The sequence below is a fragment of the Pectinatus frisingensis genome (assembly GCF_014076555.1).
In the GTDB taxonomy this organism is placed as follows: domain Bacteria; phylum Bacillota; class Negativicutes; order Selenomonadales; family Selenomonadaceae; genus Pectinatus; species Pectinatus frisingensis.
This window is the reverse complement of record NZ_CP045424.1, coordinates 691,555-714,085: the sequence shown is the minus strand read 5'-3', so window position 1 is coordinate 714,085 and position 22,531 is coordinate 691,555. Positions and strand designations below refer to the sequence as shown.

Genomic DNA, 22,531 nt, shown 5'->3' with positions numbered 1-22,531 from the left:
TAGAGATGCGCAAAATACACCACTGTATCATTCCCAGCAACAGTTGGGTGAAAGCTTGTTTTTTAGAATTTCATGTTCAAGATACTCTACAAATGCCTGTGTTTGCTTTAGCTTAAACGGCTTACGACAGGCCTTGCGATTCTTTTTATAGATAGTCTGACCGGTAAGACCAAAATAGCATTTGTAAGACATCAAGTCACTTTTTAGTTGTGGGGCTGTACCGCGCTTCAGTTCTTCATAAAGGGTGGAGCGTGCTATGCCTACCTGCTCGACAATTTTTGTCTTAGAAACATTTTGTGCATCAAGAGAGCTTCAATTTGTCCTCGCTGAAATGCGGTTAAGTGTTTAAAAGAACGGCATTTTATGATAGAATCTTTTTGGGACATGGCAAAAACTCCTTTGGTATTGTTTTGTGGTTAAAAACATTCTACCATATAGCTTTTGCCTGTCTTTTTATATGTCCGATTTCATTATACAATCAACCTTGCAATTTAGGTTTTTATAATAATTAAAAAAAAGCTTGCATTTCACCAATTCATCCCTTATAATTTATAAGGTACTCGATGGAGTACTTAACAATTTGACTCACTAGCTCAATTGGCAGAGCATCTGACTCTTAATCAGCAGGTTCGGGGTTCGATTCCCCGGTGGGTCACCAGTAAATTCAAGGGGGCTGTGACAAAATGAGAAATCATTTTGTCCACAGCCTCTTTTTCTATACAATTTGAGGCAACAAGCAGGCAATTACTGAAAAAATGGCATAATCCCCCTTTCCCCATAAAAACTGCTTTTCTACAGTTTATGCGGCTTTCTTCAAGCGTAGTTTTTTATTGTGGTATTTATAAAGATTGTGCCCAATGGAAACCAGGAAAATCTCTAAACGTACCTGTTCCAGGCCTTTTCGAATAATTCTTTTGTACCAGCGGTTATTTTTCATAATCCCAAAAGTACCTTCAGATTGAATCGAGCGATTCATACGAAGAAGCGCTCCTTGAATGCTTTCTAAGTTGTTCACAACTTCTTGATGCATAGAGGTTAGTTCCTGGTTAAGACGAATCGTCCTGTTTTTGTCCGTCTTTTTACATTCGGCACCATAAGGACAATCTGTACAATTTTCGCACTGGTAAACTTCTTCCTGACGTCCGTATCGATTTCCTTTTACATTTTGTCTGTATTGCAGATGAAATGCCTGTCCTGCGGGACAACGCAGAGTACCTTCTTCATCAATCTTGAAATTTACTGGGCGAAACTGATTCTCTCGATACTTCGCATTTGTGGTTTCTTTCTTGTACATCGTGAATTTCATGTATTTTTCCATCCCGTGCTGCTCACAGTAAATATAATTGTTGTATGAACCATAGCCTGCGTCAGCTGCGGGATACTTTGGATAAAATCCGTAGGTATTATGAAATTTCTCCAGTAAGGGAACAAAACAATCCATGTCTGCACGGTATTGATTTACATCAGCTACAGCTATGTATTCATCTGCAATACCAAATTGAACATTGTAGGCTGGCAGGAGCTGGTCGTTGCCCATATAATCTGTCTTGATCCGCATGAATGTCGCACAGTGATCTGTTTTGGAATAACTGTTCCGGTCTGGACCACAAATAGTTATTTTTTCAACATATTCTTTGAGTTTGGCTGTATATTCCTGAAGCCGTTCGTAATAGCGCTGCCGGGATGTTTTTCGATGGCCTTTTCCATGGACAAATTTTGTTTCATCTATTTCATAGATTTTGGCATACCGATCTGTTACTTCATTCAGGTATTCAGGAACATATTCGGAATTCGTATCAATTTTGATATTAAATCCGGCAAGATCATCGTTGATTTCATCAAGTAACCCGGTGATTTTTTCAAAAAGCCTGTATCTGGACTTTTCAGTTGCTTTCTTCCATACCCAGCTGTATTTATTGGCATTTGCCTCAAATTTCGAACCATCGATATACAGATGGCTCAAATCCACATGATCTTCGGCAAAGATTTTCTTATTGATATCGCTGAACAATTCCTCAACCGATGGATTGAGCATATTTTCGATGAAATATCCGAAAGTTCGGTAAGAAGGTGTCTCATGATCCATAAGGTACATAAAGCGAAGATTGACTTTACAGCAATCTTCCAGTTCGCGCAGAGAGATATATCCATTTGTCATAAATCCAAATAAGATTGTTTTCAACATACTGGTCGGGTTGTATCTGATGCGTCCGGTAACGTGTTCCGGAACATTTTTCAGGTACTTCTCCAAGTCGATTCCCTCCATAAATCGGTCAAAAACCAGCACGGGATCACAGATATTCAGATAATCTGAAATAAATAGTGGCAAAACTGCCTGTTTTACTTTAGAATGATTAGGGGTAATGTTTTTCATTGGTACGTAAAATTTTACCACAAAATGAGGACCACCGGCTATTTCCAGCCAGTGATCCTCATTTGTTTTTATTGGGACTTTATTTCACAGCCCCCTTTTTTTGTTGCCTTGGTGTCCAAATTTGGGGTCCAAGATTATAAAACTGGTTAAATTATTTTTTATCTGAATCATTTATATTAAATATTGTAAGCGGTGCTAAAATATTATCCATCATGTTAGCTGTCTCACGCTCTGACTGTTTTAATAGGTGACATAAACCACCTGAGTGGTTGTTGAGTTGCTATGGCCTAATTTACCAGCTACTGTGGCAAGACCTACGCCGGCATTAATTAAATAAGTAGCAGCCATATGTCTAAAGCTGTGGGGTGATATGTGAGGAAGATCATGTTTCTTCACAAATTTACTTAGCCAAGAATTTATCGAATCCGGATGTGCCAGATGTCCGTTCCAAGTAGTAAAGATATAATTATCCTGCCAGTTTGATATATCTCTACCTTCCCATTTATTTGACAGCGATACTGCAATTTTTTTCTGTTCTTCTTCATAACTATTTAGACATTGAATAAGGACATCAGGCATTGATACTATTCTATTGGATGACTTATTTTTAGTGCTTTTAATAAATACACCTTTTTGAGGCAAATATTGTGCCGATTGACTTATCGTTATTGCCTTCTCCTTGTAATTAACATGTTTCCATTGAAGTCCAAACATCTCACCTTTACGAAGGCCTAAAGATATTTCTAACAGGACCCATAACCGGTGTTTTAAAGGTTCACCATCCAATAGACACATAAACCGATTCAGTTCTGATAAATTCAATATTTTTTTATTGTTTCTATAATGAAATGTTGGAGAATCAACATTGTCTGCTGGATTAATATATATAAATCCCCATCGTTTCGCTTTTTCCAAGAGTAAGTGCAAAAATACATGATGTTTCCTAACACTGTTTTCACCAAGCCCACCTGGTCTGCCATCCAAGCGTGGGGCCTCTTTTAGATTGGCATAAAACAACAATAAATACCTTGGTTCTATCTTATCCAAAGCCTTATGTCCCAAAGCAGCATCTATTCGCTTAAAAAGTTTAGTATACTCAAAAACTGTTTTTGGTGCCAGATGCTCATTAGCAAAATTATCCAGCCAATATTGAAAAAAGTCATGCAGTTTCATTTGGTTTGTAAATTTTGATGGCTGTTTGGCAAGTTCACCAATCATTATCTTTTCTTCGCGCTCTGCGTCAATCCTTTTTCCATGTATTGTTTTCGTCCTGCGCTGCTTTTTCCCATTGTTAGTTATAGCCTTCATAAATAATTATGCGCCAACTATCCGTACCACGCTGTTCTATCGCTATTTTAAACCCTTCCTTTAGATTAAAAAGGCAGCTAAAGGTCAGCTGCCTACTAAGTTGTTAATATTTATTACGCTATTTTTTTAATGCCTGGAGCCGTAGAAATAGGGACTATGAATAAAAGTCTGTAAATAAGGTCTTCTATGATAGTTAATAAAGAGTTAATAAATCGTCATTTTGCTAGGACTGTCATGCCAGTAATCTGTCAGGGTACATGATGACCAGTTCACCTCTTACCTTTCCCCAATTCCGAAGTGGCATAGTCCATTTCTTGGCAGCCTCGAAAGTGGACAGGTACAAAGCCTTAAGCAGAGCCTGTGAACTTGGGAAAACACTTCGCTGACGGTTTAAACGGCGGTAGGAAGAATTTAAACTCTCAATGGTGTTCGTTGTATAGAAAGCTGTACGAACGTCTATCGAAAACTTAAAGATTGGTGTTATGACATCCCAGTGATCATGCCACCGTTTCATGGCTGCTGGATACTGGGACGTCCATTTCTTATCTACTTCCTCTAACCGTCTGACAGCAGTTTTTTCGTCAGGAGCAGTATAGATCTCGTCCGAAGATCTCTGGCAAAATTTTGGTTACATATTTAAGGGTATTACGTACCATATGCACAATACAGCGCTGGTGTTCTGTTTTTGGGAAGGCTGCAGCAATCGCTTCCTTAAGCCCTGTGAGTCCGTCCGAGCAGAGGATAAGAATATCCTGCACGCCACGGTTCTTCAGACCGTTCAGAACACCCAGCCAGTATTTACTGTTTTCATTTTCACCGACTTCAAGGGCGAGTACTTCTTTGTAGCCATCCTCATTGATACCGAGCACAACATATGCAGCCAACTTGCGGACAATACTGTCGTGACGTACCGAAAAATGAATGGTGTCAATAAAGATAATAGGATAGACGCTGGCAAGTGGTCGACACTGCCACTCTTCAATCCGGGGTAGGATTTTGTCAGTGACATCCGATATGAAACCTTCTGATGCCTCAAACCCATAGATATCCTCAATGGTTTCAGAAATTTGTTTGTTCGTCATCCCTTTGGCATACATGGAAATTATTTTCTGGTCAATGGCAGAGATGTCCTTCTGACGCTTCTTGACAACCTGTGGCTTGAATGAGGATTGCCGATCCTGAGGAACGTCAATCTGAAAGCTGCCATAACTGCTGTTCATTTGCTTTGGTTTATAACCGTTGCGGGCGTTCTCGCTGTCGGAGCGTTCCGATTTGCTATAGCCCAGGTGTTCATCCATTTCAGACTCCATCATCTCTTTGATGGTGCCGCCAAGCAGATCCTTCAGGGCATCTTGGATGTCATTTGGTTTCTCGATGTTATACTCTTGGAAGAGCTGCTGGATAATAGCCCGCTTCCCATCGGTCATTTCAACCTTGTGAATCTCTTTCCGCTGTTTTGCCATGATAAAAAGGCCTCCTATGATTAGATTGTACCATAGAAGACCTTATGACTTCGAGTGGAAGTTTGTTTACAGAGATTTTTTCATAGGCTCTTTCATATTCATTGTTCCTGCTCCATCTTTACCGGTATTATTCAGTGTTATTGCCTGGCCTTGGCTCAATTGCACACCCTGCCAGTCATGTTCCTCACCGCAGCAGTCATGTCCAATGATATCCCAGCTGACAATAGAAGTGTCATAATTATCAAATACCACTTGCCTGCTTTGTCCATCTCCAAGCATCGCATCCTTTAAAACATCATTTCCCGTCTGATTAGTTCCCGCTGGACTAATAGCTAAATCGCTTAAATTAAATCCCGAATCATTAACTATAGTGACACTGAGTCCCTCAGCAAAAACAGAACTTCCCAAAATAAATAATGTCACCATTGTTAATACTGTAGATAATAAAAAAACCTTTTCATCATTGTTCCCCCTTTTAGTGCAGCACTCATTAAATATTATGCATGTGTAACCTGTGATAATTGCCCATGTTCCAAACGAAACACCTGATCAGCACGATTTGCCAAGACATAATCATGCGTTACTATAACAACAGATGTGCCATCATTACGTATCTGTAAAAAATATTCAGCCACAGTTTCCGCCAACGATGGATCAAGATCATTTGTTGGTTCATCTGCTAAAATAATGCTTGGTCTAAACAATAATGCTCTTGCCAGTGAAACACGCCGCATCTGACCGACACTAAGTTCCTGCGGTTTGTAATTCAAACGGTTTGACATGTCAAATTTTTCCAATAAAAATTTGGCTCTCTTTATAACATCATCTTCAGTTTTGGCAAAATGCGCTGGTACAAGCACATTTTCCAGAACTGACAATGATCCAATCAATCTTGCCCGTTGAAAAACAAAGCCAAAATATTTTCCTCTAAGCCTAGCCTGCTCACTAAGCTGTAGTTTATTCACTGCTGTTCCATTAACAAATATTTGTCCTGAACTTGGTTGTTGCAAAAGTCCCATAATTGACAATAAAGTAGTCTTTCCAGCACCTGAGTCTCCGGTAATGGCAATAATGTGTTTCTTAAACAAAGATAATGATATCCCATTTAATATCGTATTTCCGGCGTAATTTTTTTTTACATCACGAAGTTCAAATAATTCAGCCATAATCAGTCTCCTTAATCAAATTCGCCGCGAGTCATAATAGTGCTCGGATCAATATGACTGCCTTGATAAGCAGGTATCCATGCAGCTAAAGCTCCTATGCAGGAAAACACGACAAGCATTGCCAAAGACAGTATAGTGAAAAAAGCACCAGATGGATTGATAAATGGAAATGATTGATGAGCCTTCAGCAACCATAACCCCGCCCAGTATAATCCTCCTTATATAATCTTGCTTTTTCTCTTTAAATCTCTGTTTTTCTCACTTTTTCATAAACAAAAGAGCTATCAATGTGGCTTCATCCTGCATTTACTGCTCGGATTCGCAGGTTTTTGCGTACAACAAAGAGAACGTCGTTGTTTTCTTTTTTTGAAAGGCCGTCTCTTTGCCCACTTTTCCTGCGGCGGCACAACCTCCTATGTCTAACGGGATCCTCTGTTTCCAGTGTCCTGAATTCCCTCGTTCGGCCTGTCCACATATGGGTGTCTGGATGCTCCTCGACTGAGTCTCTGCTCTAATGGAATAATTTCTGACTACCGGCTCTTTGCTTATGCTGTTGTGCATCTATTTTCTTCTGGCACCTTTCGGTGGACGTTTTCCCAAAAGATTTTCTTTTCTTGCTCAGGCGGCCTTGAGCGGCCGATGGATATCCTCCAACATCTTTTGTCCGTCATAGACTACTTTTTTCGTCAATATGGCATAAAAGATACGGATCAGCTTACATCCTACGGCTATTACGGACTGTTTTTTCTTTAAAGGATGCTCTGGGCGACCAATGTAATACGCATGGATGCTACGAAACTCCTCGTTCTTCGCGATCAGCGGGATGACGCCCTTGAATAATATGGCTCGAAGCCTAGCCCTTCCTCGCTTGCTGATGGTCGTCTGCCCCTTGTGTCTTCCTGAGCTGTTTTCCTTTAATGCGAGTCCCGCCAGTTTCTGTATTTGCTTTGGTGAGTCGAAACGCCTCACGTCTCCTACCTCTGCCAGAAACCCGGCTACCGTGATGAGCCCTATTCCCTTGATGGCTAGCATTTGCTTGCTTTCTGGTATCTTGCTGCACAGTTCCTGGATTTTCTCCATGACTTTCTCGTACTGTACCTTGTGGTGTTCATATTCTTCCAACAGGAGTTCCATCTCCATCCGGGCCGCTTCGGAGCCTTGCCGCTGGCCTATGCTTACTTTGGCAGCGTTCATCAGGGTCGTTGCCCGTTTCATTCCCACTGCACGCAATTTTGCATCTCGCCATATGCGGTTGACTCCCTCTGCTCCCAGTTCTACGATGTCTGCTGGCATACAAGCTTTCTTTAGCAGAATGATACTGCTCTTGGCTTCAAAGCTGCCAAAGACTTGCTCATATTCTGGAAAATATATGCTAAACCACCGATTTAGACGATTCTTACAGCTGATAAGCTGCTCCATCGTCCGCTGGCGGATTGGCGACATGATTCTCAGGTCTGCGTATGCGCCCTTCGGACTGTACGGCACGCCATAACGGCCCTCCGTAACAAGCTTCGCGATCACCTTGGGATCCTTACGATCGTTCTTTGTCTGGCTGTTGTCATCCATTTCTTTGCTCTGCCTTACATGATACGGGTTGACGAGTACCAGCTGAATGCTAGCTGCCTCCAGATAATCTCTGAGCGTGAACCAGTAATGGCCCGTAGGTTCTGCTCCGACTACAGCTTTATCTTTTTTCTGTGCTGCCTGCAGTTCCACAATCCATTTGTGGAAGCGGTCAAAACCGTCTCTGCAATTAGCGAATTTCAGGACTTTACTCAGTTCCCGTCCTCGCCAATCAAAGGCACGCGCATAATGGATTCTGCTGCCAATGTCGACGCCGACTACCAAAGTTGTTTCTGCGATTTGCTCAATCTTTTCATTCTGTGTATAATTCATAGTAAGGATGCCTCCGTTGAATATAGATTTATTAACTGGTCAGGTTAACAATCTTTATTCTACGTGAGGTATTCTTTTTTTGCAAACCCGCTATTTTTTACTTAACGGGAATGCTCCTCCTGCAAATAAACCGATTATAGTTCCTGCTAAAGCAACACTTATTGCCTCGCCAATGACAATTACAGCTATATCACGCCCTGACGCCCCTAATGCCAGATATAATCCCCATTCAGCCTGGCGCTCCCACGTCAATGTATAGAATCGCGAAAACAATTGGAATATCGACAATAAAATAATCAAAATACCTGTACCGCCTAATAGGTATAGCAAAAGATTGAATTGATCATTAATATGCTTTTTTACTTCTGAAGCCACAATAGGATGGACATAGCCTGTTCCTTGAATTTTTTCTACAATATTTTCCAAATTTGCTCCTTCAGTAGCTTTTACCATTACAGCTGAAATCAATCCATCAGTCGGGCCCACATCTTTTAGTGCTATTTTCAGCTGTGGATTATTGGCAGCCAGATTTCTTGCTTCATCTATATTTGTTAATATAGAATAATCCATACTTGTGCCTGTTTCTTCCAGTACAGCTACTATCTTAAACATTTGTCCCAAAATACTTATTTTGTCACCTAAAATGTTTTGAACTTTAGCTCCAAGAATTACTTCATCAGACTGAAGTCCATCAGGGCGAACTGATTTTAACCAAGGCGATATGATCCAGTCACTTGGTGGGTCATAACCGATAAGGCGGATACTGTCGCCTACAGAACAGCAGTCAGCCGTCAATGTATGGGTAAAGAATTGTGGTGTTGCATTGCTGACGCCCGGTATTTTTCGTATTGCGTCTGTTATATTTTCAGGCATATATATATTAACCGGCGCACCGCTAAACAATATCAAGCTGGGTTCCTCCATTACCGCATTACCAGGCACCACAACAATATCAGCTCCCATGCGCTGCCTTGATAAATCCATGCCCTTGGAAACACCGGAAAATATCGGTATAATACAAAATACAATTCCTACACCAATAGCAACAGAAAAAACAATTGCCATATTTTGCAGCTTACGGTGCAGGAGACTTTGCCAAATCAAAAATGCCATATTTATCATCCCTCTACTTGAGATGTTTTTTGTTTAGAAAGCAAAAAAAGCTGAATTATACTGACCAAAACAAGGATAATACCAAGGCAAATTGTAATGGCTGTTGTCCTATGACATGCTGAAGCTGGATGAACACAAATGCCAATGACCCATGGTTGAGGTAAAAGAGTAACAATAATGCCTAGAAGTGAGATAATAAAGCTTGCTAATTTCTTTGCTTCCAGTGTATGTAATACAAACAGGCTAAAAGAAATAATAACTGCTAAAAGACCAACTAAAAATTCTGCCTGATATGTATAATGACAACGCATAGAATTCATCCCACCTGCCAAATCCGTGCATATTGGCACCACTCTTGGCAAAAGCAGCAAAACAATACTGACTATCAAAGAAATCCATGCTAATGGCTTATAAAGTTTCATTTTCTCACCTCCTTATATATGCCAAATTTTATCATTTGTTGCTATATAATTTTTTGTATTGTCCATTATTAGGAAAGAACATTTTTCCTGATTTGGCCCTATTTTAGGTTTTGCACCGTTAAATGGTGCCCTATTTACACCACTGTATAGTGTTATAATTCCTATGATAAATATAATAAAAGCCAACAAAAGAAACTTATTGAAATTCATTATTAATGCGCACCTCCTAAATACATTAAATACAAGCAACCTGTTGATATCAGCGCTGCTAATAAAAGCCATCCCCTATATCCCATTTTTATTTCCTTCTCTATAAAACAACGGACTTAGTAAAATCTCTATATTATCTTATGCAAATGCTTTATTAAATGCCTGTGTCAGATCTTCTATTAAATCTTTTGGATCTTCAAGTCCAAGCGAAAGACGGATAAGATTCTCCGGAATGTCTGCTGTTATTTTCTCATTCGGCTCTAATTCGCCATGAGTAGTCTGTGGTGAGTTTACCAGCAATGAACGAACATCACCTATATTTACGTGATAATGGAATAAAGCTATGTTGTCGATAAATTTTTCACGCTGCAGCTGTGTTCCTTTAAACCCAAATGCCAATAAACCACCTACACCTTTTGGAAAATATTTTTCAGCTAATTTTTTGTGCGGACTGTTTTTTAACGAAGCATAACGTACCCATTCGACATGTTCATTTTCAGCTAAAAATCTGGCAATCTTTTCGGCATTTTTAGTCTGTTTGGCTACACGTTCTGATAATGTTTCTAAACCAATTAAAACCAAATAAGCATCAAGGGCGGATAGCGTTGATCCAAGATATGCCAGATAATGCCTCCTAATTTGAAAACACAGCGGCGCATCAGGAAATACTTCCAGAAAACTTCTTGGTTTATTATTTTCATCACGCAATGTCCAATATTTTTTGGAAAACTGAGGGAATTTGCCATTATTCCAATCAAATCTGCCGCTTTCTTCAATCAAGCCTGCAATGACATTGCCATGCCCGCTAAGTGCCTTGGTAGCGGAATAAACAATAATATCAGCCCCATGCTTTAATGGATTGAATAAATACGGAGTAGCCACAGTGTTATCAACCACCAATGGAATACCATTACGATGCGCTACATCAGCTATAGCTTCTACATCCAATAAAAATCCATTAGGATTGCTGATACTTTCTATAAATATAGCCTTAGTGTCAGGTTTAATTTCCTTTTCCAGTTCAGATGGCGTTTCTATATTTTTGGCAGTATCTATACGTATATTGAAACGGGGAAATGTCTTTTTAAAATCATCAACTGTACCGCCATATAAATATGGTGTCGTCAATATAGCCCCGCCGCCTTCAGTTAAGCTAAGCAGCGTATAGCTTATTGCTGACATACCGGAGCTAACTGCCAATGCAGCAGAAGCTCCATCTAAGGCTTTTATTCGTTCTTCCAGAATTGCTGCTGTTTGATTGCCAACACGTGCATAAACACAGCCCAGTTCCTTGAACGTAAATAAGTCTTTAGCATTCTGAACATTTTTAAAATCATAAGCGGCAGTCTGATAAATTGGCGGAGAAACTGAATAATTATGCTCATCCGCATTATACCCCGCATGTATCTGTGCAGTATCAAAACCATAATCTTTCGTACTCAAATCAATCACTCCTCGTATAAAATAATGACCTATTTATATGTAGATAATACGGAATTAAAGATATCTTCCATAACTCTAAGTCCGCCATGAAAACCGACATAACCGGTAGTCAGGACCAAACGATATGGCGATGGCACTGATGCTGAGATAAAATCATATTTTTTCTCTTTAGCCAGTTGTTTATCCCAGCCACTGCCAATTATAAGTCCCCTACCTTCGTGTGAAAGGCCACGGATAATATCCTGAACCTTGCCTGCATCAGGCTCAAATGTCAAAGGAATACTTTTTTTGCTTGATGTAGTTTTCAAATCCTCTTCAATTGCCTGCTGGAATTTTTCCGGTGTATTATCAACTATGAATTGCTCCTTCGGAACGATTCCTGTTTCATGTAAAAGAAATTTCGACAAACCAACAACGTATCCGGCATCATGTATTATATGCACATGGTTCGGCAGTCCATAACGAAATTCCAACAAAAATGTCGCTAAATTATCCACTTCCTCATAATAAGCAGCACTTTCGTGATTTATAAATCCAGCTGCATTGTCATAATCAATTGCTATTTCCAAATGCTTTGCAATATCTAATACACCATGCAAGAACTCTTCTGTCTCATTTGCTCCTATAGGCAGATGAGGAAATTTAAAAAATGGCTGTCCATATACTGCCTCAAGATGTTCAACGATTTCCTGACCATACCACGGTGATACCAATATGTTGAAATTTGCCCGCGGTATCTGTTGCCATTCAGTGACACCGCTTGATTCCGGACCAAACAGTATATGTACTTTAAATCCAAGATTTTCCAATAAATATTTGTATGTTCTCAAATTTTCTTTCCAAAATGGATCTTGATAAGGTATTGAAGCAAATAAATTTACTGTGTTTTTTTCACTGCGTATAGGATTATTCTTAATAAAAAGCTGTACATATTGATCTATGATCGCATTTACAACTTCACTGTGCGCGACAAAATTATTACATTTAAAGCCTGTAGTTTCTACTGTTACCAATGGTTTGCCAATTGCACGAAACTCTTCAGCAAGGCTTTCAACATCATCGCCGACGATACCGGCTGTACAGCCGGTAAAAACTACCTGCAGATCACTTTCCAATACCTTATACGAATTTTCAATATTCAAGTGCAGCTTATCAATTCCGCCAAAAACGACCTCCTGCTCACTAAAATTAGTACACGGAGCAGTACTTCCTCCTGCATATCCGGTTGAACGTTCAAAAAATCCCCGCACCATCATTCCGCAGCCCGGTCCTGAATGCAAAATCGGCAGTGCCTTGGGAATAGCTACTACACTCTGCATTGCTCCGATTGCACATGTATACCGTTCCTGCTCTATTATCTTTGACATCCTTCTCCGCCTTTCAAAAATTTATATGGCGGCTGTTTTAGCCACCATTTTGTGTAAGGATTTATCGAATGCTGTGCAAGATTTTTCACAAACTCATCATTTTCCATAACTTCTATAAGCCGTTCTCCATATTTTACAATGCCTTCATAGCCCATACTGAAATGTTCATCACCGATAAGCAGTGATGGGATGCCAAACTTGGCCCCCCATAAAGTCATTCCCCCATGCCTGGCTAAAAGAACATCCGGATGCAAATGATTAAGCATATTTACCAATTCAAATTCCTGCTTATCACAGACATCGTAATTTGGTACATCGCCGTAATCACGTATACTCTGTGCCAGGCCATCAGACACTTCGGTGTTACTGTCATATATTGGATCATGATGGAATATTGCAGCGCCTACAGCCCGCAGCCCAAGTTCCCGTAAAACAGAAAGCAGTGCATGTCCATGCGCAGCTCCTGCTGTCACATAAGCTGTCTTCCCCCTCAATTTAGTCCGGATCTGTTCTATTTTCGGCAGATAAACTGCTTTTTTTTCAGCAATAAGCTGCTCGGCTTCTTTTTCTTTACCCAATAATCTGCCAAGCTCACGGAACCAGCGATCGGTTTGCGCTATTCCATAAGGCGGCGGTGTTTTTATTTCTGTAACACCAAACTCCTGTTCCAAAGCTGCACCCAAATATGAACCCAGTGTCTGACATGCCTGTATCGTAGCTATAGCTTCTGATGAATGCGACAGAATTTCTACAGTCGAATATGGCGTTATATAATTTGGTTTTGCACCAAATACTGCCAGCCATTCTGAAAAAATATCACTTCCCCAAAAATTAATAACATTGATCATATCTTTTTTATGTTCCCGTGCCGGTTTTATCAATTTGCGGGCAATGCCATGATAGCCGGCATCAAACCCGCTTGTCCATACTGTTGAACGAAATCCTTCACAGAAAATTGCCACTACCGGTATGCCAAGCTCTGCTTCAGCATCATCTACCACACTCTCAATATCATCACCAATGATACCGGTAGCACATGTTGATAACACAAAAATAACATTGGCCTGAGTACGCTTGTACACCTGCCTGATCGCTGCCGCAAGCTTTTCTGTGCCGCCGTAAACAGTATCCTCTTCGCTTATATTAGTAGAAAATATCCTGCGCTGTGTGGGATTGGCGACATTTCGCAAAGGTGCATTGACCCTGTAAGTAAAGGCAAATTCATGCAGACACGATGCGCACCCTACCGGGCCATGACAGATAACAGCCGCATCCTGTATCAAAGCCACCATACATGTAGCCTTGCTTATGGAACAGTCAAGGCATTGACTGAAAGAACGGCCTTTATCGCACATTTTACCGCGACACGAGTTTTTTACTAAGGTTTCAGCATTACCATGGAATTCTGTTATCGAACCGAGGCGAATTTCTCTGACAGCTACTTCCGGCATATTTAAATCTATCTTTTTCATATTGACCTCCTATTACCACCGAACAAAATACTGATGTATATTTCAAATATATTCATGCTGATTTACTGATTATTGTGGTGAATATCTTTTCCAGCAAACTAAGCGCGCCGCGATATCCAATATACTTTTTATTCAAGACCACTTCATATGATGCGGGAAAACCGACTTCCACAATACTTCCGCCTAATTTTTTAGTAGTATCACGTTCCCATGTTGTGCCAAAAATAATCGGTGGCCTGTGCCCATAATTTAAATGCTGCAGCAAATCGTTGATTCTGTATCCATCTTCCAAAAATGATACTTCCGTAGAAACATCACTATCCAGATTTTTATACTCGCTGCGTATCTGCTCACGATATATCTGCGGCGGATTATCAGTTATAATTTGCTTTACCGGCAACAACCCCAATTGAGTAACCAAAAACTTATTTAATGCCAGATTATACGTACTATCGCCAACCACAGCATATGAAGAAGGCAGTCCCCACCAATATTCGGCATAAAAATCAGTAAAATGCTCCAGATAGTAATAATATTCTTTTTCTTCTGCCGTAATAAATTCATCTGCCTGCTTAGAATCTATGCCGGCAAATTCCACTACTTTATGCAAAAATTCAGCCGTTTGACCTGCACCTATCGGTAAAACAGGCAGATGCAGATATGGTTGACCGTATTTATCATTAAGATGCTGAGCTATGGACAATCCCAGCCAAGGAGAAGCGACTAAATTAAATTGTGCTTCAGGTATATGCTTCCATTCTTCAACTCCGCCTGAACCATTGCCGAATAAAATATTCACCTGAAATCCTGCGCCTTCAAGGATCCTCTTTAATTCATTAAAATCTCCCCGCCAAAAGGTATTTTGAAACGGCAGCTCCGACCATACATTTATAAGTCCTTTTTGTCGTTTTACATTCTTGGCAGCATATTTATCAACGAATTGATCTATTATAGCTTTTACAACAATTTCATGTCCGATAAAATTATTTCCTTTAAAGCCGCCTGTTTCCGCATTCACGATAGGAACGCCCTGCTTCTGAAACTGTTCCACGACAGAACCGACATCATCACCCACCAATTCACCAATGCAGCCATTCAAAACAACGAACAAGTCTGCTTTAATTATTTTTAAAGTGGCCTCGATTAATTCATGCAGCCTTTTTGCCCCGCCAAAAACAACATCTTCTTCCTGCAGATTGGTGCTTGGTATGACAGCCCCGCCTGATCGGCCTCCACCTTGAAAACCATTATAAAAATCCAGACTCATATATTGCTTATCGACACACCCCGGACCGCAGTGAGCAATAGGCATCGCACCAGGAATGGCAACCACAGAATTAAAAGCTCCGAGGGCACAGCCGTACCTCACCTGATTAATCGAACCGGAACCGGTATTTTCACATGTACTCATTTTTACCTCACACTTATAAATATATTTTTATCTTGCTAATATATATGCATCCTCTTGTTTCAGCCACCAATCTGTATATGGAAGCGTCACATGCTTCTTGATGCTGTCATGATATTTTTTGCGGGCTAAAATATCTAAAATTGTTTCTCCTAAATTTATAATGCCTTGATAGCCAATAGCTATATGTTCATCACCCAATGGAGCCGCCGGTATACCAAGCCTTGATGCCAAAGGTGCCAGCCCATTATGCCGGATCAGCATAAAATCCGGATGCACTTTCTGCAGAAAAGCATACAATTGATACTGCTGACGATTGCTGACATGAAAATTTTCTACATTGCCATAATGCTTTAACAGATGTCCCAATGAATCTTCCCGTTCATCTCCGCTGTCATAAACAGGGTCATGATGGAAAACCAATGAACCATTTACTTCTACTTCCAATTCCCTAAGTACCTGAATGAGTCCATGTGAATATGCTGAACCCGTAGCCACATATCCTTTTATGCCTTTTAATTTTTTCTTTAATTCCGCAATACGTGGGCGAACTCTGGCGTGTTCCGCTTTTATATACTTTTCAGCCAGCTCTTCTCTGTGAGTTACCCGTGCCAATTCTCTCAGCCATGCATCCGTCCCGGCAAATCCGTATGGCATAGGCGCTTTAACTTCCGGAACACCAAAATGCTTTTCAAGAGCCGCTGCCAAATATGACGACAAGGTATAACAAAACCCGACCGTTGCTGCAGCTTCTGACATTCTTGCCAGATCATCAACAGAAGCCAAATCGACCACGTAATTTACTCTTAGATTCAGATTGGCAAGCATTGGTGTAAATACATCAGAACCCCAAAGATTGATTACATTAACCAAATCTTCCTGTTTATGCGGATGCTTATTAACTATCTGGCGTAAAATCCCATGCTGCGTAGCATCAAAGCCTGTACTCCAATGCTTTGAGCGAAACCCTTCACAGGCCATCGGTATTACGGGAATATTCAGCTCTTCCTGTTTCTCTTTGGCAATGCTGTCTACATCTTCGCCAATAATACCAGTAGCACAGGATGTAGCAATAAATATGGCTTTAGGTTTATAGCGTGTCCATGCATCATCAATAGCCGTGCGCAGTTTATCGGCAGCGCCGAAAACTACATCATCCTCACCGAGATTGGTATTTATTATCCGGATGTTTTCCACTTTATGTCCGCGCATCGCAAGTCCATTGCGATAAATGGAATTATACGGGACTTGTCCAGCGCCGCAGCCTATCGGCGCATGCTGGATCAAGACGGCGTCACGAACATTTCCTGCCTGGCATTCGACCATCTGTTCACTGCATACTGATCCCTGCGAAAATGGTCCCCGCAGCTCACATAACTTGCAGGCAGCCTTCCTGTCGCAGCCTGATGCTCTGCCAAGGAAATCAGATTGACGATGCAGTTCATCTATATCGCCATCCCAAGCAATAATTGTGCCTAAGCGCTGTTCACGAGGCTGCACCTCCGGCATATCAAGATTAATTTTTTCTTTCATAAATTTAAAAGCCTCCTATCTGATCACGCTGCTGGAATAATTCAACTATCACAATCAAATTTTATAATTCATTTACCCCAATTAATCTAATATCAGCAAAAAATAATATTTTAAGTATTTTACCCATAATTTGACATTCTTTTTGTCCCATGGGGGAAATTATTATCTCCTTCCCATTGATAGTTATTGCACTATTAACCTGTTCATTCAACTTATTAACCTCTATTACAAAAACCGGGTTATTCTCGCTGTAAAAGCTGATTACTCCCATGAATTTGGTATTATTTATTATTTTTAATAACCTAATTTTTTTAAACCATTTCCCCAGATTATGGATTTCAATAAATGCCAAACATATCATCACCTATCCGTATATCTTTTTGCTGAAGTAACGATCACCGCGGTCAGGAAATATAACTGCAATATTACCTTTATCTATTTGTTTAGTTAATTTCAACACAGCTGATAATGCTGCACCTGATGATGTCCCAACAAATATACCTTCATGTTTAGCAAGCAGCCGCACTCCGTCCAAAGCTTCCTGATCAGAAATTTTGATGACCTTATCAACAAGTTTTAAATCCATTGTTGCCGGTACAAAATCATTGCCTATTCCCTCAATGTCATAATCACTATGTTCACCACCGCCAAGTGTTGAGCCAACAGGATCTGCCAATATTCCTTTTATTTCATGGTTTTTCTCTTTCAAATAACGTGCAGCACCTGTATATGTACCGCCGCTTCCGGCACCAGCCACAAAATAATCGATTTTTCCGTCCAAATCATCATATATTTCTACACCAGTCGTTTCATAATGGGTCCGCGTATTATCCAGATTATCAAATTGGTCGAATGAAACAGCATTTGATAATCTAGATTTTATTTCCAGTGCCTTTTCTTTTGCCCCAAGCATTCCACCCTCACGCGGTGTATTTATGATTTCTGCCCCTAACGCTCTCATCAGGCATTGTTTTTCAACAGAAAACTTTTCCGGCACTACAAATATAACTTTATAGCCTTTATTTAATGCAGCAAGTGCTATCCCAATACCGGTGTTTCCTGCTGTTGCTTCTACGATTGTAGCTCCTGGCTTTATCTCTCCTCTTTTTTCCATAGCATCCAGCATAAATACTCCGATACGATCCTTTACACTGCCGCCTGGATTATAAAACTCCAGCTTGGCAAAAACATTAATATTGGAGGACAGCCCTATATTATTAAGCTTAAGAAGCGGTGTTTTTCCTATCAATGAATGAATTCCATTATAGTATTTCATCACTATGCCCCCGCTTTCTTAGCAGCCTGTTCTATATCTGCAGCCAAATCATCATAATTTTCAATACCGACAGATAAACGAAGCAATCTATCCGTAATACCAATATGCTTCCGTATTTCCGGAGGTATAGCTGCATGTGTCATTGATGACGGCTGGCAAATAAGTGATTCAACTCCGCCAAGGCTTTCAGCAAGTGTTATTATTTTTAAATTATCCAAAAACGCTTCATAGTTATATCCTTCTTTTATTTCAAAGGAAAGCATACCGCCTGCACCATCAGCCTGTTCAAGCTGAGTCTTATACCCGGGATGATCCGGCAGTCCGGGATAGTACACCTTTGTTACCCAGTCTTGTGTCTGCAGCCATTTGGCAAGTTTTCCTGCATTTTCCTGATGACGTTCTATCCTCACGCCCAGTGTCTTTATACCTCTTATGAGCAAAAACGAATCATTGGGCGATAAAATTCCTCCTGTAGAATTTTGGATAAAATAGAATTTTTGTGCTAACTCTTCATCATTTACCACTATTATCCCGGCGATAAGATCACTATGCCCTCCCAAATATTTCGTAGCACTATGCAGCACTATATCTGCTCCTAGTGTCAATGGTCTCTGCAGATATGGTGACATAAAAGTGTTATCTACGATCGTCAGCACATTGTGCTTCTTAGCTATCTTAGTGACGGCAGCTATATCCGTTACTTCCATTAAAGGATTAGTTGGTGTTTCTATCAAAATTGCCTTAACATTTACATTTTCAGTTATATTTGTTTCTATATCTGTAATATTTCCGGTATCAATGATTTCATATTTTATACCGAAATGAGAAAAAATCTTATCCAGAATACGAAAAGTTCCTCCATAGACATTTCTCGAAATCAAAATTTTATCACCTGTGGAGAACAGCGTAAAGGCAGCGGCTATAGCTGCCATACCAGAGGCAAAAGCCAATCCGTATTTACCATTTTCCAACTGCGCGATAAGCTTTTCCAATGCTTCTCTTGTCGGATTGCCTGTACGTGAATATTCATACCCGGTAGTTTCCCCCAAGTGTAACTGTTTATAGGTGGATGTCTGATAAATCGGCACGTTTACTGCTCCCGTCCGCTTATCACCATCTATACCTCCATGTATTAATACTGTATTGATCCCGCACATTCGATCTTTTGCCATATAAATCTTCCTTTCTAAAAAAAAATTATTTGAATTTTATTAGTGAAACATGATATGTCTTTTACTTCACGCAGTATCAATAAATTGATCTTGCTGTCGCAGGCCTGCATTTAAATACCGCCGAATATACTTCTTCGATAAGACGCAGTCCGCCATTATAGCCAAGATAGGAATTATTTAAAATAACTGTTTCATCAAGCGGCAAACTGAGATAGGCATAAAGGCTGCCAATATCCAGTGCAAGAAATTTTTCCCAAGAGCTGCCCAAAATAATTGAATGTCTAGCTTTATCTGACTTTTGCCGTATATCTGCTTCAATACGTCCACCATCATTCTCAAAAACTAATGACGTTTTTAATCTGGTATCGCGCTCAGCTAAAGCATCAGTTATAACTGCCTGCCAATCCTCTTTTGTCTCATCAGTCAAATAAATGCCCTTAGGTTCAAGCCCCAGTTCATTTACCAAAAAGGAACTGACACCTGGTGCATATATACTGTCACCGACAGTATATAGATCAATCGGTAGATTATTCCAATATTCGCCAATAAAATCTGATACAGAAACCAAGTAATCATAAAAACGTTTTTCTTCTTCTTTTATAACCTTCTCAGTTCTCACAGCAGATAATCCAGCAAATGCCGCTATCTCACGCAAAAATCTGCTTGTTTCAGTGCCACCGACTGGCAATATAGGATATTGCAGATATGGTGTTTGATATTTTTCTTCCAAAAGCTTTACGACCTCAGTACCAGTAGAAGGTGATATCAATAAGTTGAATTGCGCGTTAGGAATATCCCGCCATTCACTGACTCCTGCAGATTCATTACCAAACAAAATATTTACCTCAAGCCCTATTTTTGTCAAAATACGCTTGATTTCTTCCAAATCGCCTCGCCAAAAAAGATCCTGGAAAGGCACTGTTGCAAACACATTTACTAAACCGCGCCGCACTTTTGGCACTATATTACCTACAAATTGTTCAATAATAGCTTTTACAACCATTTCATGTCCATAGTAACTATTTCCCTTAAATCCTGCTGTTTCTGTTCCAACTACCGGATATCCATCAGCAGCATATTTTTCAGCTATAGACTGTGAATCATCACCTACAATATCAGATGTGCATCCTGTTAATACAACGAACATGTCACCGTCTAAAATCTGCAGTGCACCTTTTATTTCTTTATCCAAGCTAGGTTCACCACCAAAAATAACTTCTTGTTCTCCCGTATTCGTAGATGATATATGAGATCCACCAGCATACCCTTCACCCTGAAATCCAGCACCAGTAGCTGCAAAACCAAATGATTTAGAAGCACACCCTGGTCCGGCATGAACAATAGGCATAGCACGGGGAATTGCCAATACAGTTTGTTGAGCGCTTAAAGCGCAGCCATGGCGTGGCTGTTCAATTATTGTACTCATAATTCACTACCTTCACTGATGTCAAAATTGCTAATGTCATTTTCTCTCCACCATTTGCTGTAAGGCAGTTTAGCATGCATCGCAATATTGCTGAATAATTTTTTAGCTGCCAATAATTCTAACAACCGCCGGCCAAATTTTAATACGCCATCATAACCAATACTATAATTACCATCGCCCTCACTTAAAGTAGGTATTCCTAACTTCATTCCGATAGGTGCCAGATTAGGATGCCGCACTATCAATATATCAGGCTTAAGATCCTGCAATAGCTTGATCATGCGATATGGCTGCTTATTACATATCGTTACATTTTTTATATTGCCATTACTTTTAATAAGTGCTCCCAATGTATCTGGCTGTTGGTCAGTTTCAAAATGCAGATCATGGTGCAATGTAGTCAGTCCAATTATGTTCAGGTCCAAATTCTTAGCGATATTAGCCAGATTGTGGGCAAAAGCATCTCCTGATAATACATAAACTGTTTTCCCTTTTAACTGCCCTCTTAGTTTTATCAATTCCGGCAGTATCCTTATATGTTCCTTTGCAATAACCTCTTCTGCCAATTCCGACCGATCAGTATATTTTGCTATTTCTCTTATCCAGTTGTCTGTCCAGTCAATACCAAATGGGGCTGGTGCTTTAACTTCAGGTACGCCATATTGCTCCTCCAGTGCCGCAGCTACATATGTAGCCAATGTTTCACAAATATGAGCTGTACAGGCAGCTTCTGTCATTGTCTCAATTTGTTTCAATGTTGCCATTGGCACCAAATAATTTACCTTCAAATTCAATTTATGTAAAAACGGAATAAATGTGTTTGAACCTGCAAAATTAAATATATTCACCAAATCTTTCTGCTTTTTTTTCGCCGGTTTAACTAATTTCCGCAAAATTGAATGATAGGCTGCATCAAAGCCAGTTGACCATATATTTGATTTAAAGCCTTCACAATACACAGGAATAACCGGATAATGAAGTTTATTTTCTGCCTCCTTCGCAATGCTTTCCATATCCTCCCCAATAATTCCAGAAGCACACGAAGCCTGAATAAAAATTGCTTTAGGCTTAAACCGGTGATCAGCTTCATATATTGCCTCAAATAACTTTTTAGAAGCCCCGTAAACAGTATCTTCCTCATCAATGTTACTGCTGATCATATGCACATTATGCTCAGGCAATCCACGATCTTTAGCAACCGCACGACCTAAAATATGACGTGACGATACGCCTATACTGCAGCCAATCGGAGCATGGCTGATCACTGCCGCATCAATAACATGGTAGGTTATTGTTTCTGCGCAGCCTTCAGCACATTGGCTGCACTGATTATAGTAACTGCCTGGACAATTTACCTTCCTGTTTTTTGACTGTATGTCAAGGGTTTTAGCATCACCTTTATAAGAAAGAATAGAATCAAGTCTTCTTTCTCTTATTTCAACTTCATCTGTATCCTGATAAACACTCACCTAATAATCACTC

General features: G+C 40.1%; 19 protein-coding genes, 1 tRNA gene and 1 pseudogene. 1 reads left to right on the top strand and 20 read right to left on the bottom strand.

What is annotated here, in order from left to right; translation table 11 throughout:
• Nucleotides 1–582 precede the first annotated feature (582 nt).
• Nucleotides 583–658 (top strand) — tRNA-Lys (locus F8M42_RS03460).
• A gap of 141 nt (nucleotides 659–799) precedes the next feature.
• Here the strand turns inward: F8M42_RS03460 and F8M42_RS03455 are convergent.
• From F8M42_RS03455 to F8M42_RS03360, 20 genes and pseudogenes are all read right to left on the bottom strand, one after another.
• A complete protein-coding gene (locus tag F8M42_RS03455; RefSeq protein WP_229711427.1) occupies nucleotides 800–2,395 on the bottom strand; it encodes a transposase in 1,596 nt (531 codons plus the stop codon).
• A 219-nt stretch (nucleotides 2,396–2,614) separates the two neighbouring features.
• Nucleotides 2,615–3,682, bottom strand: a complete 1,068-nt coding sequence (locus F8M42_RS03450; protein WP_182187981.1) for a site-specific integrase — start codon at nucleotides 3,680–3,682, stop codon at nucleotides 2,615–2,617.
• Between the two features lie 232 nt (nucleotides 3,683–3,914).
• Nucleotides 3,915–5,145 (bottom strand): annotated as a pseudogene (locus F8M42_RS03445) (IS256 family transposase).
• Nucleotides 5,146–5,211: 66 nt separating this feature from the next.
• The gene (locus F8M42_RS03440) at nucleotides 5,212–5,571 is read right to left on the bottom strand and encodes a hypothetical protein (protein WP_182187980.1); all 360 of its coding nucleotides are present in this window, start codon (nucleotides 5,569–5,571) and stop codon (nucleotides 5,212–5,214) included.
• A 71-nt stretch (nucleotides 5,572–5,642) separates the two neighbouring features.
• A complete protein-coding gene (locus F8M42_RS03435; protein ID WP_182187979.1) occupies nucleotides 5,643–6,311 on the bottom strand; it encodes an ABC transporter ATP-binding protein in 669 nt (222 codons plus the stop codon).
• 11 nt (nucleotides 6,312–6,322) lie between these two features.
• On the bottom strand, nucleotides 6,323–6,502 hold the full coding sequence (locus F8M42_RS03430) for a hypothetical protein (protein WP_182187978.1): 180 nt from the start codon (nucleotides 6,500–6,502) through the stop codon (nucleotides 6,323–6,325).
• A 427-nt stretch (nucleotides 6,503–6,929) separates the two neighbouring features.
• A complete protein-coding gene (locus F8M42_RS03425) occupies nucleotides 6,930–8,207 on the bottom strand; it encodes an IS110 family RNA-guided transposase (protein ID WP_182187977.1) in 1,278 nt (425 codons plus the stop codon).
• 90 nt (nucleotides 8,208–8,297) lie between these two features.
• Nucleotides 8,298–9,320 carry an ABC transporter permease gene (locus F8M42_RS03420; RefSeq protein ID WP_182187976.1) on the bottom strand — a complete coding sequence of 341 codons (1,023 nt, stop codon included), beginning with the start codon at nucleotides 9,318–9,320 and terminating at the stop codon, nucleotides 8,298–8,300.
• 5 nt (nucleotides 9,321–9,325) lie between these two features.
• A complete protein-coding gene (locus F8M42_RS03415; RefSeq protein ID WP_182187975.1) occupies nucleotides 9,326–9,742 on the bottom strand; it encodes a DUF4418 family protein in 417 nt (138 codons plus the stop codon).
• Nucleotides 9,743–9,754: 12 nt separating this feature from the next.
• Entirely contained in the window at nucleotides 9,755–9,952 is a 198-nt protein-coding gene (locus F8M42_RS03410; protein WP_182187974.1) for a hypothetical protein, read from the bottom strand.
• Between the two features lie 138 nt (nucleotides 9,953–10,090).
• The gene (locus tag F8M42_RS03405) at nucleotides 10,091–11,395 is read right to left on the bottom strand and encodes an O-acetylhomoserine aminocarboxypropyltransferase/cysteine synthase family protein (protein ID WP_182187973.1); all 1,305 of its coding nucleotides are present in this window, start codon (nucleotides 11,393–11,395) and stop codon (nucleotides 10,091–10,093) included.
• 29 nt (nucleotides 11,396–11,424) lie between these two features.
• Complete coding sequence (locus F8M42_RS03400) at nucleotides 11,425–12,762, bottom strand: nitrogenase component 1 (protein WP_182187972.1); 1,338 nt, start codon at nucleotides 12,760–12,762, stop codon at nucleotides 11,425–11,427.
• Nucleotides 12,750–14,234: a nitrogenase component 1 gene (locus F8M42_RS03395; RefSeq protein WP_182187971.1), complete on the bottom strand. Its 1,485-nt coding sequence runs from the start codon at nucleotides 14,232–14,234 to the stop codon at nucleotides 12,750–12,752. The genes F8M42_RS03400 and F8M42_RS03395 overlap by 13 nt, the downstream gene beginning before the upstream one ends.
• A gap of 52 nt (nucleotides 14,235–14,286) precedes the next feature.
• Complete coding sequence (locus F8M42_RS03390) at nucleotides 14,287–15,645, bottom strand: nitrogenase component 1 (protein ID WP_182187970.1); 1,359 nt, start codon at nucleotides 15,643–15,645, stop codon at nucleotides 14,287–14,289.
• A 27-nt stretch (nucleotides 15,646–15,672) separates the two neighbouring features.
• Nucleotides 15,673–17,175, bottom strand: coding sequence for a nitrogenase component 1 (locus F8M42_RS03385; RefSeq protein WP_182187969.1), 1,503 nt, complete (start codon nucleotides 17,173–17,175; stop codon nucleotides 15,673–15,675).
• Between the two features lie 61 nt (nucleotides 17,176–17,236).
• A complete protein-coding gene (locus F8M42_RS03380) occupies nucleotides 17,237–17,527 on the bottom strand; it encodes a hypothetical protein (protein WP_182187968.1) in 291 nt (96 codons plus the stop codon).
• Between the two features lie 12 nt (nucleotides 17,528–17,539).
• The gene (locus tag F8M42_RS03375) at nucleotides 17,540–18,451 is read right to left on the bottom strand and encodes a PLP-dependent cysteine synthase family protein (RefSeq protein WP_182187967.1); all 912 of its coding nucleotides are present in this window, start codon (nucleotides 18,449–18,451) and stop codon (nucleotides 17,540–17,542) included.
• Nucleotides 18,452–18,453: 2 nt separating this feature from the next.
• Nucleotides 18,454–19,623 (bottom strand): trans-sulfuration enzyme family protein, encoded by a 1,170-nt coding sequence (locus F8M42_RS03370; RefSeq protein WP_196594965.1) that lies wholly within the window; start codon nucleotides 19,621–19,623, stop codon nucleotides 18,454–18,456.
• A gap of 76 nt (nucleotides 19,624–19,699) precedes the next feature.
• Entirely contained in the window at nucleotides 19,700–21,049 is a 1,350-nt protein-coding gene (locus F8M42_RS03365) for a nitrogenase component 1 (RefSeq protein ID WP_182187966.1), read from the bottom strand.
• Nucleotides 21,046–22,518: a nitrogenase component 1 gene (locus tag F8M42_RS03360; protein WP_182187965.1), complete on the bottom strand. Its 1,473-nt coding sequence runs from the start codon at nucleotides 22,516–22,518 to the stop codon at nucleotides 21,046–21,048. Before F8M42_RS03360 ends, F8M42_RS03365 begins: the two co-directional genes overlap by 4 nt.
• Between the last annotated feature and the right edge of the window lie 13 nt (nucleotides 22,519–22,531).

What these genes read in the sequence shown, in the direction of transcription:
- F8M42_RS03375 (WP_182187967.1), bottom strand. Translation starts at nt 18,451, where the DNA reads ATGAAATACTATAATGGAATTCATTCATTGATAGGAAAAACACCGCTT.
- F8M42_RS03395 (WP_182187971.1), bottom strand. Translation starts at nt 14,234, where the DNA reads ATGAAAAAGATAGATTTAAATATGCCGGAAGTAGCTGTCAGAGAAATT.
- F8M42_RS03440 (WP_182187980.1), bottom strand. Translation starts at nt 5,571, where the DNA reads ATGGTGACATTATTTATTTTGGGAAGTTCTGTTTTTGCTGAGGGACTC.
- F8M42_RS03415 (WP_182187975.1), bottom strand. Translation starts at nt 9,742, where the DNA reads ATGAAACTTTATAAGCCATTAGCATGGATTTCTTTGATAGTCAGTATT.
- F8M42_RS03370 (WP_196594965.1), bottom strand. Translation starts at nt 19,623, where the DNA reads ATGGCAAAAGATCGAATGTGCGGGATCAATACAGTATTAATACATGGA.
- F8M42_RS03410 (WP_182187974.1), bottom strand. Translation starts at nt 9,952, where the DNA reads ATGAATTTCAATAAGTTTCTTTTGTTGGCTTTTATTATATTTATCATA.
- F8M42_RS03385 (WP_182187969.1), bottom strand. Translation starts at nt 17,175, where the DNA reads ATGAAAGAAAAAATTAATCTTGATATGCCGGAGGTGCAGCCTCGTGAA.
- F8M42_RS03435 (WP_182187979.1), bottom strand. Translation starts at nt 6,311, where the DNA reads ATGGCTGAATTATTTGAACTTCGTGATGTAAAAAAAAATTACGCCGGA.
- F8M42_RS03390 (WP_182187970.1), bottom strand. Translation starts at nt 15,645, where the DNA reads ATGAGTACATGTGAAAATACCGGTTCCGGTTCGATTAATCAGGTGAGG.
- F8M42_RS03400 (WP_182187972.1), bottom strand. Translation starts at nt 12,762, where the DNA reads ATGTCAAAGATAATAGAGCAGGAACGGTATACATGTGCAATCGGAGCA.
- F8M42_RS03365 (WP_182187966.1), bottom strand. Translation starts at nt 21,049, where the DNA reads ATGAGTACAATAATTGAACAGCCACGCCATGGCTGCGCTTTAAGCGCT.
- F8M42_RS03420 (WP_182187976.1), bottom strand. Translation starts at nt 9,320, where the DNA reads ATGGCATTTTTGATTTGGCAAAGTCTCCTGCACCGTAAGCTGCAAAAT.
- F8M42_RS03425 (WP_182187977.1), bottom strand. Translation starts at nt 8,207, where the DNA reads ATGAATTATACACAGAATGAAAAGATTGAGCAAATCGCAGAAACAACT.
- F8M42_RS03450 (WP_182187981.1), bottom strand. Translation starts at nt 3,682, where the DNA reads ATGAAGGCTATAACTAACAATGGGAAAAAGCAGCGCAGGACGAAAACA.